Source organism: Microbacterium sp. AZCO, assembly GCF_039614715.1.
Lineage (GTDB): Bacteria > Actinomycetota > Actinomycetes > Actinomycetales > Microbacteriaceae > Microbacterium.
This window is the reverse complement of record NZ_CP154857.1, coordinates 1,417,352-1,430,525: the sequence shown is the minus strand read 5'-3', so window position 1 is coordinate 1,430,525 and position 13,174 is coordinate 1,417,352. Positions and strand designations below refer to the sequence as shown.

At 69.5% G+C, this 13,174-nt stretch carries 12 protein-coding genes; 9 read left to right on the top strand and 3 right to left on the bottom strand.

The genetic code is table 11. The annotated features are described in order from the left end of the window. Positions 1-19 precede the first annotated feature (19 nt). The 7 genes from pyrH to AAIB33_RS06740 all read left to right on the top strand — a co-directional run bounded on the left by pyrH (position 20) and on the right by AAIB33_RS06740 (position 4,805). Entirely contained in the window at positions 20-739 is a 720-nt protein-coding gene (gene pyrH, locus AAIB33_RS06770) for a UMP kinase (protein ID WP_345802784.1), read from the top strand. A gap of 51 nt (positions 740-790) precedes the next feature. After that, a complete protein-coding gene (frr, locus tag AAIB33_RS06765; protein ID WP_345802783.1) occupies positions 791-1,345 on the top strand; it encodes a ribosome recycling factor in 555 nt (184 codons plus the stop codon). 8 nt (positions 1,346-1,353) lie between these two features. Continuing rightward, positions 1,354-2,391, top strand: a complete 1,038-nt coding sequence (locus AAIB33_RS06760) for a phosphatidate cytidylyltransferase (protein ID WP_345802782.1) — start codon at positions 1,354-1,356, stop codon at positions 2,389-2,391. Then, a complete protein-coding gene (locus tag AAIB33_RS06755) occupies positions 2,391-2,972 on the top strand; it encodes a DivIVA domain-containing protein (protein ID WP_345802781.1) in 582 nt (193 codons plus the stop codon). Before AAIB33_RS06760 ends, AAIB33_RS06755 begins: the two co-directional genes overlap by 1 nt. A 226-nt stretch (positions 2,973-3,198) precedes the next feature. After that, on the top strand, positions 3,199-3,795 hold the full coding sequence (locus AAIB33_RS06750; RefSeq protein ID WP_345802780.1) for a lytic transglycosylase domain-containing protein: 597 nt from the start codon (positions 3,199-3,201) through the stop codon (positions 3,793-3,795). A 4-nt stretch (positions 3,796-3,799) separates the two neighbouring features. Continuing rightward, complete coding sequence (locus AAIB33_RS06745; protein WP_345802779.1) at positions 3,800-4,081, top strand: hypothetical protein; 282 nt, start codon at positions 3,800-3,802, stop codon at positions 4,079-4,081. Between the two features lies 1 nt (position 4,082). Beyond that, positions 4,083-4,805: an alpha/beta hydrolase gene (locus AAIB33_RS06740; RefSeq protein ID WP_345802778.1), complete on the top strand. Its 723-nt coding sequence runs from the start codon at positions 4,083-4,085 to the stop codon at positions 4,803-4,805. A 3-nt stretch (positions 4,806-4,808) separates the two neighbouring features. Here the strand turns inward: AAIB33_RS06740 and AAIB33_RS06735 are convergent, their stop codons facing one another. Continuing rightward, the gene (locus AAIB33_RS06735; RefSeq protein ID WP_345802777.1) at positions 4,809-5,867 is read right to left on the bottom strand and encodes an AI-2E family transporter; all 1,059 of its coding nucleotides are present in this window, start codon (positions 5,865-5,867) and stop codon (positions 4,809-4,811) included. A 166-nt stretch (positions 5,868-6,033) separates the two neighbouring features. Between AAIB33_RS06735 and AAIB33_RS06730 the strand changes: the two genes are divergently transcribed. Beyond that, complete coding sequence (locus AAIB33_RS06730; protein ID WP_345802776.1) at positions 6,034-7,926, top strand: glycosyl transferase; 1,893 nt, start codon at positions 6,034-6,036, stop codon at positions 7,924-7,926. Beyond that, positions 7,923-8,861: a tetratricopeptide repeat protein gene (locus AAIB33_RS06725; protein WP_345802775.1), complete on the top strand. Its 939-nt coding sequence runs from the start codon at positions 7,923-7,925 to the stop codon at positions 8,859-8,861. The genes AAIB33_RS06730 and AAIB33_RS06725 overlap by 4 nt, the downstream gene beginning before the upstream one ends. Positions 8,862-8,928: 67 nt before the next feature. Here the strand turns inward: AAIB33_RS06725 and glgB are convergent, their stop codons facing one another. Continuing rightward, positions 8,929-11,109, bottom strand: a complete 2,181-nt coding sequence (gene glgB / locus AAIB33_RS06720; RefSeq protein WP_345802774.1) for a 1,4-alpha-glucan branching protein GlgB — start codon at positions 11,107-11,109, stop codon at positions 8,929-8,931. Beyond that, the gene (locus AAIB33_RS06715) at positions 11,106-13,079 is read right to left on the bottom strand and encodes a maltotransferase domain-containing protein (protein WP_345803393.1); all 1,974 of its coding nucleotides are present in this window, start codon (positions 13,077-13,079) and stop codon (positions 11,106-11,108) included. Before AAIB33_RS06715 ends, glgB begins: the two co-directional genes overlap by 4 nt. Positions 13,080-13,174: the final 95 nt, after the last annotated feature.

Sequence of the window (13,174 nt, the reverse complement as noted above, 5' to 3'; positions counted from 1 at the left end):
GCGACGAGAGGATCCCCACGTGATCGATGAAGCGACCGGACGCCGCCGCGTCCTCCTGAAGCTCTCCGGTGAGGCGTTCGGCGCCGGCCAGCTCGGGGTGAACCCCGACGTCATCGCCCAGATGGCGCGCGAGATCGCCGCCGCGGTCGACCGCGTCGAGATCGCCGTCGTCGTCGGGGGAGGCAACTTCTTCCGGGGCGCCGAACTCAGTCAGCGCGGCATGGACCGCGGCCGCGCCGATTACATGGGCATGCTGGGCACGGTCATGAACGCCCTCGCCCTCCAGGACTTCCTGGAGCAGGCGGGCGCCGCGACCCGCGTGCAGTCGGCCATCTCGATGACCCAGGTCGCCGAGCCGTACATCCCGCGCCGCGCCGAGCGGCACATGGAGAAGGGTCGCGTCGTCATCTTCGGCGCCGGTGCGGGCCTGCCGTACTTCTCGACCGACACCGTCGCGGCTCAGCGCGCGCTCGAGACGAAGTGCGACGAGATCCTCGTCGCGAAGAACGGCGTCGACGGCGTCTACACGGCGGATCCGAGACTGGATGCCTCGGCCACCCGCATCGACGAGCTGACGTACTCCGACGCGCTCCTGCGCGGCCTCAAGGTCGTCGACTCGACGGCCTTCAGCCTCTGCATGGACAACGGCATCGACATGCGCGTGTTCGGCATGGAGCCCGCGGGCAACGTGACGAAGGCGCTTCTCGGCGAAGCCATCGGCACGCTCGTCACGGTCTGACCGAGACCTGCCGACTAGACTGGTGCTCTTGAGCCCACGAGGGGAGTCACAGTGATCGCCGACGTTCTGTCCGATGCCGCAGTGCGCATGGACCGCGCCGTGGAGGCTGCGAAGGAGGACTTCGCCACCGTCCGGACGGGTCGGGCGAATCCGCAGCTCTTCCAGAAGATCCTGGTCGACTACTACGGCACGCCGACCCCGCTCGCGCAGCTCGCCTCGCTCAACAACCCCGAGGCCCGCACGATCGTCGTGACGCCGTACGACAAGTCGGCGCTCAAGGCGATCGAGCAGGCGATCCGCGATCAGCCGAACCTCGGCGCGAACCCCACGAACGACGGCAACATCGTCCGCGTGACGCTGCCCGAGCTCACGGAGGAGCGCCGCCGGGAGTTCGTCAAGCTCGTCCGCACGAAGGGCGAGGACGCGAAGGTGCACGTGCGCGGCATCCGTCGCAAGTCCAAGGACGACCTCGATGAGCTCAAGAGCGAGTTCGGCGAGGACGAACTGGTCCGTGCTGAGAAGGAACTCGATGCGCTCACGCGTTCGCACGTCGACGCCATCGACGAGGCGCTCAAGCGCAAAGAGGCCGAACTCCTCGAGGTCTGAAGGCTCCTATGTCCGACGCCACCGGTGACGGGCCCGATCCGTCGTCGACGGCCCCGCAGCGCAGACGCGACGCGGCTCGCGGGCGCCGTGATGAGCAGCACGACCAGGGTGCGGCGTTCGAAGCCCACGTGCGGGCCGCCCGCAACGGTATCGAGAACCAGGTCGCCCAGGCGCGCGCCGAGTTCGACCAGGCCAACGAGCGCATCAAGCAGCGCACGGGCCGCGACCTGATCGTCGCGATCCTCATCGGACTGGCCCTGGGCGCGGTCCTCATCCTGTCGCTCGTGTTCGTCAAGTGGCTGTTCCTGCTGTTCGCGATCGCGGCCATGGTGCTCGGCTTCATCGAGTTCGGTCGCGCGCTCACGGGCACCGGGCGCAAGGTCGACCTCTTTCCGCAGATCGGGGCGGGCCTCCTCCTCGTGCTCGCCGGCTACTTCGTCGACCCGTGGCTGCATTGGGTCTCGACGTTCGTCGCGGTCGCGGTCGTCATCGTGTGGCGACTCATCGCGCAGATGACGGCGCACGACGGCCGCGTCTACGGCGCCGTCCTCTCCGACGTCCTCGTCGCCGGCTTCGCCCAGATCTACGTCGCCTTCATGGCGAGCCTGTGCGCCGTTCTCCTGCGCCAGGAGGGCGGCGAGTGGTGGATCCTCGCGTTCATCATCATCGCCGTCGCCAGCGACACCGGGGCCTACGCGACCGGCCTCGCCTTCGGCAAGCACCCGATGGCTCCGCGCATCAGCCCCAAGAAGACCTGGGAAGGGTTCGCCGGGGCTGCCGCGGCAGCCCTCCTGGCAGGCGTGCTGCTGGGCATCTTCATGCTCCACCTGCCGTGGTGGGCCGGCCTCGTGATCGGCGTCGTGATCCTGCTCACCGCGACCGCCGGCGACCTGGCCGAATCCATGATCAAACGCGACCTCGGCATCAAGGACATGAGCTCGTGGCTGCCCGGCCACGGCGGCGTCCTCGACCGCCTCGACTCGATCCTGCTGTCGATCGTCGCCGCCCTCGCCCTGTACTACCTCCTCAACCCCCTGGCTGTGTGATGACCACCCCCGACACCGAGACTTCCCGCGCGCCCCGAACCGCGGCCTTCCCCGATGCGCCGCGCCGCACGAAGGGGTACGACAAGAAGGCCGTCGACGCGTTCCTGCTGCGGGCGAAGGCCGCCTTCGACGGCTCCGAGAGCGAGTCCCTCACCGCGACCGACGTGCGGCAGGTGGCCTTCCCGCTCGTGAAGAACGGGTACGCGATCGCTCCCGTGGATGCGGCGCTCGGCCGCATCGAAGACGCCTTCGCCGCGCGGGAGCGCCAGTCGGTCGTCACTCGGAAGGGCGCGAACGAGTGGGTGTCGCGCGCGAAGGACACCGCGCAGGTCGTGCTCGATCGCATCACGCGGCCGCGCGGTCAGCGCTTCGATCGCGTGAGCATCCTGCGCTACGGGTATCGCGTCGACGAGGTGGATCTCGTCGCCGACAAGATCTCGCGCTATCTCGAGACGGGAGACTCCGTCACGGTCGAGCAGGTGCGCGCTGTCGCCTTCCGGATGCAGCGCGGCGGCTACCGCGAAACCCAGGTGGATGCGGTCCTGGATGCCGTCGTCGAGGTCATGCTCGCGGTCGCATGACGCGGAGCGACGGTGGGATGCCGCGCGGATGGCACGCCTCGGACGTCGCCGCTAGACTCGGGGAACTGTGACTTCCGGCAACGAGATGATTCCCGTGGCGTCCCGGCGGATGCGTCGTCAGCAGGCGGCTTCACGCGCGACCGCCACGGTCGCGCCCTCGTCCGTCAGTCCGGCGCCGCCGCGTGCACACGCCGATCGGCCCCGCTGGTCGCGTCGCCGCGGTGTCGTGGGGGTCTTCGCGGCCGTCGCTGCGCTGGGCTTCGTGGCCGCGTACATCGGTCCGCTGGGCAACGCCCTCTCCGAGGCGAAGGCCGAGGAGGCTGTGCCGGTCACGCTGTATGCCACAGGCCTCGGCGACGTGCAGACCCTGGAGCTCGCCGCCTCCGACGGCGAGGCCGAGCCCGCTGCGCTCGACCGCGGCGGCTACACCGTCTACGTGACTCCCAAGCCGACGCCGACGGCCGCTCCCACCGTGAAGTCCTCGTCGTCCGGGTGGGCACCGCCCTTCATCACGCCCGACCCCGGGTCTGCACAGGCCATTGCGTACGACATGGTGCACGCGCGCGGCTGGGGGGATGACCAGTTCGCGTGCCTCGTGGCGCTATGGAACAAGGAGTCCGGCTGGCGCGTCAACGCCTACAACAAGGGCAGCGGCGCCTACGGCATCCCCCAGGCGCTCCCCGGCAGCAAGATGGGCTCGGTCGGAGCCGACTGGGAGACCAACCCGGCGACGCAGATCACGTGGGGCCTCAACTACGTCGGCGGACGCTACGGCACGCCGTGCGGCGCGTGGGGCCACTCGCAGAGCACCGGCTGGTACTGAGCCGATGCCGCGGTCGAACCGACGGCGGAACGAGCCTGCGGACGACGGCCTCGAGCGCCTCCTGGCAGGATGGAAGCGCAGCGAGACGCGTCGGGGCGTCGAGTGGACCGTCCAGCCCGTGAGCGCCGCGCAGGCGCTCAAGGAGTACACGTGTCCCGGGTGCGGCCGGATCATCGAACCCGGCGTCGCCCACGTCGTCACCTGGCGCGCCGACGGCGTGCTCGGCGATCAGGCCGATCTCGCTGCACGCAGACATTGGCACTCGCACTGCTGGAGGATCGGCTGACGTGGAGATCCGCGGACCCCTCATGCTGCCCGCTCGCCGGGAGGACATCACCCTCGAGACGCTCGACGGTCTGACACTCGTCGGCGAGCTCGCCCAGCCGCTCGAGCGCGAGCCCGCCGCGACGCTCGTGACGCTGCATCCCCTTCCCACCGCGGGCGGGTTCATGGACTCGCACATCCTGCGCAAGGCGGCCGCGCGCCTTCCCGCTCTCGCCGACCTCGCGGTGCTCCGCTTCAACACCCGCGGCACCGCCTCGCCGCGCGGCACGAGCGAAGGCGCGTTCGACGGTGGGCGTGCCGAGGCTTTCGACCTCGCCGCCGCGATGGACTTCGTGACGGAGCGTCGCCTGCCGCGTCCCTGGCTCGTCGGGTGGTCGTTCGGCACCGAGCTCGCCCTGAAGTACGGCCGCGATCACGGCGTCGAGGGGGTCATCCTGCTGTCGCCGCCACTGCACCGCGCCACCGACGAGGAGGTCGCGGCCTGGGCCCACGACCCTCGCCCGGTCATCGCCGTCGTCCCGGAGTTCGACGACTATCTGCGTCCCGATGCCGCGGCCGAGCGCTTCGCCTCCGTGCCGCACGCCGTGCTCATCCCCGTCGAGGGCGGAAAGCACCTCTGGGTGGGGGAGAGTCAGACCCGCCGGGTGCTCCGCGAGATCGTCGCGGCAGTCAACCCCGACGCCTTGCCGCTCCCGGATGAGTGGAACGGACCCGTCGGCGAGTAGGCGTCACCTCTCGTTCTGGCGCGGGATGACGACCTGGCGATAGATGATGAGGATGCTCGCCGCCACCGGGATCGCCACGAGCGCCCCGAGCAGGCCGAGCAGCGCACCGCCGGCGAGGGCCGCGATCACGACGACGGCGCCGGGCACCGACACCGCGCGGTTCATGATGCGCGGCGAAATGACGTACGCCTCGATCTGCATGTAGATCAGGTAGTAGATCGCCGCGATGATCGCGGTCGTGGGCGTCTCGGACAGGCCCAGGCAGATGAGCACGATGATCGTCGAACCCGTGAGCGTTCCGACGAGCGGGATGATCGAGAAGAAGAACGCGATGACCGCGAGGACGGCCGGGAACGGCGCCCCGATGATCGACAGGAAGATCGCGCTCAGCACGCCGTTGATGACGCCCAGGCTCAGCTGGCCCATGACGTAGTAGCCGACCGAGTCGGTGATCTGCTCGGCGAGATCGATGAAACGGGGACGCTTCGACGCCGGCACCAGCTGGTAGACGGACTTCTTGAGCGCGGGAGTGGATGCCGTGAAGTAGATCGTGAGGATCAGCACGATGAACGCGCCGGTGAGCCCCGCGAGGATCGTGAAGCCGACCGTTATGACGCCCTGGCCGATCGAGCCGCCGATGTTGGCGAGGTTGTCCTGGATCCACTGCTGGACCGCGGTGAACACCTCGTCCATCTTCACGTTGGGGAAGATCCCCTGCAGCCAGGCCTGGAGGTCCTGGACGGCGGTCCCGCCCTTCACCACCTCGGTGATGGCGGCGATGATCTGGCCCATCTGATCGAAGATGATCGGCAGCACCATGAGGATGATGCCGGCGAACACGGCGAGCACCCCGAGGATCGTGATGAGCACGGCGGCCCAGCGCGGGAGCTTGCGCCGTTCGAGCCATCCGACGACCGGATCGAGGCCGAGCGAGAGGAACAGCGCCGTTCCGACATAGAGCAGGATCGTCGACAGGGTCTGGATGCTGGTGATCAGCAGGAGGCCGAGTCCCACGCCGAGGGTCGCGACGAACGCGACGCGGAACGGATTGTGAACCTTCACATGGCCTCCTGACAGGAGCGGAATCTGTTCCGCCAGAATACGCAGGGCAGGCGCCCAGACCCGGGAACGACTCCTTTCGGGCGACTTTCAGGTGCTCTTCGCTAGTCTGAAATGTCGAATCAACGGTCCGCAGCCCCCGTCGCGGACCCGAGGAAGGTGTCGTTTCGTGCGTTTCGTGTGGGCCGTCGCGGCATTCGTGCTCGCGGCCGTGATGATCGGGGCGGGTATCGCCCAGCGGACCGTCTTCCAAGGACCGAAGACCGTCGCGACCGCGATCGCCGTCCACGACGACACCCCGTACATCCTCATCGACGGCGCCGTCCTCAACACGATGGGCGGCACGCCCACGTTCCGCGCCGCGGGGGACGGACCCGTCTTCGCCGCCTACGGCCGCACCGCGGACATGAAGGCGTGGCTTGCCGATGCCGACTACGAGTCGGTGACGATGAACCGCGCGGGCAAGATCAAGACCGCCCTCGTCCAGCCCGACTCCGCGACCGCGTCGGAGGGGACGGATGGCGCCACCCCCGCCCCGACCGACGCGGCAGCGCCCGCGGAGGGCGCCGCGCCGACAGACGGCGAGGCGGCCGCCGACGGCGAGGCAGCCGCCGACGAGGCCACCGGTCGCAATCCGGCCGGCTCCGATCTGTGGCTCGAGGAGTTCCAGCAGGACGACCTCCTCATCGCCCCGCTCTCGATCCCCGCGACCATGAGCGTGCTCGTGGCCGCCGACGGCACCGCGCCGGCTCCCACCGACCTCTCCGTCACGTGGCCCGTCGCCAACTCGACGCCCTGGGCGGGTCCGCTCATCGTCGGGGGCGGCATCCTGATGGCCCTCGGGATCGTGCTGTACATCCTCGGCATCCGGCACGTGCGCCGTTCGCGCGGACCGCGTCGAAAGGGTCTGCCGCTGCCCGTCACGGAGCCGATCGACCTCGCGGTCGAGGGGGCCGACAAGGGCGTCATCAGCGCCGGCCGACCCACCCGTCGCGCCCTTGCCGGGGGAGGCCGCCGCTCGCTCATCGTGATCCCGGCGGTCGCCGCGTCGGCGCTGCTGTTCACCGGCTGCTCGGCGGATGCGTGGCCGAACCTCGCCGGATCGCCGACGCCCTCGCCGACGCAGACCGTCGTGACGCAGGAAGGCCAGAACGACCCCGCTGTGACGGAGTCGCAGGCCGAGCGCATCCTCGCGCGGATCTCCGCGACGGTCGCGGACGCCGACAGCAAGCTCGACGCGGGCCTTGCCGCCTCGCGCCTCGACGGCCCGATGCTCGCCGAGCGCCAGACGAACTACACGCTGCGCGCCGCGATCCCCGACTACAAGGCGCCCCCGGCCATTCCGACGAAGCCGGTCTTCCCGCTCCTTCCCGAGGCGAACGACGGCTGGCCCCGCACCGTCATGGCCGTCGTCGCCGATGAGGACAAGAAGACCGCCAACATCATGCTCATGACGCAGCAGGATGCCTGGAGCGACTACAAGCTGTCCTACATGTCGGGCCTCGAAGCCGAGACGACGCTGCCCGATCTCGCGCCGCACTACATCGGCGCGCCGCTCGTCGCTCCCGACTCCCCGTTCCTCGTGATGCAGCCCGACGAGCTTGCGGCAGCCTACGCGGACGTCATCAACAACGGCGACGACAGCAAGTACGCCGCGATGTTCGACGCCACCGGCGACAAGTTCCGCACGAGCATCGCGGCGGATCGCCAGAAGCGTCTCGATGAGTTCAACGCGACGGGCGCCCAGACGGGGACGCTCACCTTCGAGTCGGCCGCCGGCGCCGCAGCACCCCTGGCGCTCGCTACGCTGGAGAGCGGCGCGATCGTCGCCGTGAACCTCACCGAGACCGACACCGTCAAGCCCACCACGGGCGACGCGGTCATCAAGGTCGGCGACAACCCGACCGTCAAGACGCTGGCCGGGGTGGATCAGTCCTCGACAGGGTTCACGACGACGTGGGGCGACCAGCTGTTCTTCTACGTGCCGAGCCAGGGCTCGACCGAGAAGATCCGGCTGCTCGGCTACGCCTCCGACATCCTCGACGCGAAGGTGATCAAGTGACCGATCCGGCTCCCGGCGCCGTCATGCGCGGCGCGGTGGACCTCTCCGCCCTCCGCAACCGACCCGCTTCTCCCGCCGCGGCCCCGGACGCGGGCGAGCCGGCGGGCGCCGTCGCCTCGCTCGTGATGGACGTCACGGATGCGACGTTCCCGCAGGCGCTCGAGCTCTCGCGCACCGTGCCCGTCGTCGTCGACCTGTGGGCCGAGTGGTGCGGGCCCTGCAAGCAGCTGAGCCCCATCCTCGAGAAGGTCGTGCTCGAACTCGAGGGCCGCGTCGTGCTGGCGAAGGTCGACGTCGACGCCAACCCTCAGCTGTCGCAGGCCTTCCGGGCCCAGTCGATCCCGATGGTGGTCGCCCTCATCGCCGGCCAGCCCGTCCCGCTCTTCACCGGCGCGGTTCCCGAGCAGCAGGTCCGCGAGGTCTTCGCCCAGCTCCTCCAGGTCGCGTCGCAGAACGGCGTGAGCGGGCGTCTCGAGGTCGCGGGCGGAGATGAGTCGGCCGAGGAGGCCGGCGAGCCGCCGCTTCCGCCGCTGCACGCCGAGGCGTATGACGCCATCGAAGCCGGCGACTACCCTCGGGCCATCGCCGCGTACGAGAAGGCTCTCGTCGAGAACCCCCGCGACGCCGACGCCCGCGCCGGCCTCGGCCAGGTGCGGCTGCTGGACCGCATCCAGGGCGCCGACCTGCAGGCCGCGCGCGCTGCGGCAGCCGCCGATCCGACCGGCATCGAGGCGCAGTTCGCCGTCGCCGACCTCGATGTGGCCGGCGGTCACGTCGAGGACGCCTTCGGCCGGCTGCTCGATCTCTTCGCGGCTCTGCCCTCCGACGAGCGCGGTCCCGTCCGGGAGCGCCTGCTCGAGCTCTTCGGCGTCGTGGGCGACGCCGATCCTCGCGTCGTGGCCGCCCGCGGCCGCCTCGCCTCTCTGCTGTTCTGACACGGGACGATCGGCCTCAGACGACGGAAGGGACCCGCTGCTCCGAGCAGCGGGTCCCTTCCTCGTCTCAGCCTCGCGTCGGCGACGGGATGTGCGCCTGCGGGTCGTGCCGCAGCCACAGCACGCCGAGCGGGGGCAGGATCATGGTCGCGCGTCCCTGGTCGTTCGCTGCGACGACTCCGAGGTTGCCGACACCCGAGCCGCCGTACTCCTGCACGTCGGTGTTGAGCACTTCGTGCCACACCCCGCTCTCCGGCAGGTCGAGCTCGTAGTCGTAGACGGGGACGCCGGAGAAGTTCGCCACGACGACGATCGTGTTGCCGTGCCAGTCCCGGCGGGCGAACGCGATGACGTTGGGGTTCCACGACGGCGCGCCGAGGCGCGAGAAGGCCGCCCCGTCGCTGTCGCGCGCCCACAGCGCCGAATGCTCGCGGTACACGCGATTGAGGGTGCCGACGAAGCCCTGCAGCTGGGCGTGGGACGGCTGGTCCAGCATCCACCAGTCGAGGCCACGGCCCTCCGACCACTCGGACATCTGCCCGAACTCCTGGCCCATGAACAGCAGCTGCTTGCCGGGATGCCCCCACATGTAGGCGAGGTACGCCCGCATGTTGGCGAGCTTCTGCCAGTGGTCGCCGGGCATGCGCGCGAACAGGCTGCCCTTGCCGTGCACGACCTCGTCGTGGCTGATCGGCAGGATGAAGTTCTCGCTGAACGCGTACACGAACGAGAACGACATCTCGCCCTCGTGGTGCGAGCGGTACATCGGGTCGCGCTTGATGTACTGCAGGGAGTCGTTCATCCAGCCCATGTTCCACTTGAACCCGAACCCGAGTCCGGCGCGGTTGGTGGGCGCGGTGACCCCGGGGAAGCTGGTGGACTCCTCCGCGATCATCGCGATGCCGGGGTAGCGCTTGTAGGCGGTCGCGTTGACCTCCTGCAGGAAGGAGATCGCCTCGAGGTTCTCGCGCCCACCGTGGACGTTCGGCACCCACTCGCCCTCTTCGCGCGAGTAGTCGAGGTAGAGCATGGAGGCGACGGCGTCGACGCGCAGGCCGTCGACGTGGAACTCCTCGAGCCAGTACAGCGCGTTCGCGACGAGGAAGTTGCGCACTTCGCGACGGCCGTAGTCGAAGATGTAGGTGCCCCAGTCCTTGTGCTCGCCACGGCGCGGGTCGGGGTGCTCGTAGAGCGACTCGCCGTCGAAGCGGGCGAGCGCGAAGGCATCCTTCGGGAAGTGCCCCGGAACCCAGTCCATGATGACGCCGAGGTCCGCCTGGTGCAGGCGGTCGATGAGGTACTTGAGGTCGTCCGGGTGGCCGAAGCGGCTCGTCGGGGCGTAGTAGCCCGTGACCTGGTAGCCCCATGAGCCGCCGAACGGGTGCTCGGCGAGCGGCAGGAACTCGACGTGGGTGAAGCCCTGGGCCGTGACGTAGTCGACGATCTGGTCTGCCGCGTCACGGTAGGACAACCCAGGGCGCCATGACCCGAGGTGCAGCTCGTAGATCGACATCGGCTGCGACAGGGCCTCGGTGCGGGCCCGGCGGGTCATCCACTCGTCGTCCGTCCACGCGTAGGCGGAGTCGACGACGACGGATGCCGTCGCGGGCGGAACCTCTGCCCAGCGCGCCATGGGATCGGCCTTGATGACCCAGTCGCCGCGGCGGGTCTGCAGCTGGAACTTGTATGTGGTGCCGGCGCTCAGGGCGGGGACGAAGAGCTCCCACACGCCGCTCGAGCCCATGGAGCGCATCGCGTGCCCCTGGCCGTCCCAGTTGTTGAAGTCCCCGACGACGCGCACGGCACGGGCGTTCGGAGCCCACACGGCGAAGGAGGTGCCCCACGCGCCGTCGTGCTCGCGCACGTGCGCGCCGAGCACCTTCCACAGCTGCTCATGGCGTCCCTCGCGGATGAGGTGCATGTCGAGCTCGCCGAGCACGGGGCGATGACGATACGGGTCGTCGGCGATGTAGTCGGGCGCGTCCGCGTACGTCGTGACGAGGTGGTACGAGCCGGGGTCGCCGGCGCGCGAGCCCTCCCAGATGCCGCTGCGCACGTGTTCGAGGGGAACCTCCGTCCCGTCTGCGAAGACGGCCGTCACACTGTGCGCGAGGGGGCGGCGGGCGCGGACCGTCCAGGTCGTCTCTCCCTGCGCGTCGGTGTCGGGATGCAGGCCCAGCACCGAGTGCGGGTCGTGGTACGCGCCCGCGGCGACGTTGTCGAGCAGCTGGTCGTCGAGAGGGCTCATCGGGACTCCTTCACGTGCAGGATGTGTACGGGCTCGTAGAAGGCATCCAGTCGGACGTAGTCGTGATCCGACCACGTCCACGTCTGGCCCGTCAGGAGCTCTTCGACCTCGAACGCCTCACCGGGCTCCACGCCCCAGATGCGGGTGTCGAGGTGGATCATGGTCTGCCGCACGGAGTGCGGGTCGACGTTCGCGACGACGATGATGGTGTCGCTGCGCCCCGTCGGCGAGAGCTCGGCGTCGAGGTGCTTGGAGTAGACGAGGATCGCGTCGTCGTCGCTCCAGTGCGCGCTGAAGTTGCGCAGCTGCCGCAGTGCGGGATGGTCTCGCCGGATCTCGTTCAGCTTCGTGAGGTACGGCGCGAGCGAATCGCCGGATGCCTCCGCAGCCGCCCAGTCCCGGAGCTTGTACTCGTACTTCTCGTTGTCGAGATTCTCTTCGGACCCGGGCCGGGCGACGTTCTCGTAGAGCTCGTATCCCGCGTAGACGCCGTAGAGGGGAGCCGCCGTCGCCGCGATCGCGGCACGGATCTTGTAGCCCGGCCGGCCGCCGAACTGCAGGTACTCCGTGAGGATGTCGGGCGTGTTCACGAAGAGGTTCGGCCGCATGAAGTCGGACGTCTCGCTCGAGACGGCGCCGAGGAACTCCTCAAGCTCCTCCTTCGTGTTCCGCCAGGTGAAGTACGAGTAGCTCTGCTGGAACCCGGCCATCGCGAGCCCCTGCATGGGCGCGGGACGCGTGAAGGCCTCGGCGAGGAAGATCACGTCGGGGTCCTCGGCGTTCACGGTCGCGATGAGCCACTCCCAGAACTGCAGCGGCTTCGTGTGCGGGTTGTCGACGCGGAAGATCTTGACGCCCTGTGCGATCCAGTGCCGGACGACGCGGAGGACCTCGGTCTTGATGCCTTCGGGGTCGTTGTCGAAGTTGATCGGATAGATGTCCTGATACTTCTTCGGCGGGTTCTCGGCGTACGCGATCGAGCCGTCCGGAAGCGTCGTGAACCATTCGGGATGCTCCCTGACCCACGGGTGGTCGGGCGCGGCCTGCAGGGCGAGGTCGAGTGCGACCTCGACCCCCTCGGCCTTGGCGGCTCGCACGAACGCGCGGAAGTCGGCGAGCGTGCCGAGGTCGGGGTGCACCGTGTCGTGACCGCCCTCTTCCGCACCGATCGCCCACGGGGAGCCGGGATCGCCGGCCTCGGTCTCGAGGGTGTTGTTGCGGCCCTTGCGGTTGAGGCGGCCGATCGGGTGGATCGGGGGGAGGTAGAGCACCTCGAAGCCCATCGCCGCGACGGCGGGAAGGCGCTTGGCCGCGGTGCGGAAGGTGCCGCTCTTGATCGTCCCGTTCTTCTGGCGCTTGGCGCCCTCGGAGCGGGGGAAGAACTCGTACCATGCGCCCACTCCGGCGCGCTCGCGCTCGACCAGCAGCTCGTGCGTCTCGCCGATGGTCAGGAGGGACGTCAGCGGGCGATCGGCGAAGAACGCGGCGATCGCGGGGTCGCGAACGATCTCGAGCGCCGTGACGTCCTCCACCGAGGCATCCCGCAGCCGATCCGCGGCGTTCTTGAGGACGCGCCGCTCGGCCGCGGGGCGGTCCTTCTCGACGCGAGCCCGATCGAACAGGCGGGCGCCCATCTCGCGCATGAGCTGCGAATCGACCCCGGCCGCGATCTTGAGGTCGGCCGCGTGCTCCCAGGTCGCGAAGTCGTCCGCGAAACCCTCGTAGCGGAACGACCACACGCCCTGCTCGAGCGGCGCCACGAGGGTGGCCCACCGGTCGAAGCCGTCGCCGAGAGCCGTCAGGCGGTGCAGCGATTCGTCGCCCGACGGCGAGAAGAGCCGCACATGCACGCCGATGCGGTCATGCCCTTCGCGGAATGCCGTCGTGCGGAACGGCACGACCTCGCCGGCGAACGCCTTCGGCCGGAAGCGACCGCCGGGCGTTGACGGGGAGGGGAGAGCGAGCGGGATGCGTCCGGTCTCGGTCTCATGTTCGGACTGCCATGCCGTCGCCGCACGGAGCGGAAGGGCGGAGGCACTACGCCAGGGGCGGGGCTGCGCGGCGC

What these genes read in the sequence shown, in the direction of transcription:
- AAIB33_RS06760 (WP_345802782.1), top strand. Translation starts at nt 1,354, where the DNA reads ATGTCCGACGCCACCGGTGACGGGCCCGATCCGTCGTCGACGGCCCCG.
- AAIB33_RS06755 (WP_345802781.1), top strand. Translation starts at nt 2,391, where the DNA reads ATGACCACCCCCGACACCGAGACTTCCCGCGCGCCCCGAACCGCGGCC.
- AAIB33_RS06745 (WP_345802779.1), top strand. Translation starts at nt 3,800, where the DNA reads ATGCCGCGGTCGAACCGACGGCGGAACGAGCCTGCGGACGACGGCCTC.
- glgB (WP_345802774.1), bottom strand. Translation starts at nt 11,109, where the DNA reads ATGAGCCCTCTCGACGACCAGCTGCTCGACAACGTCGCCGCGGGCGCG.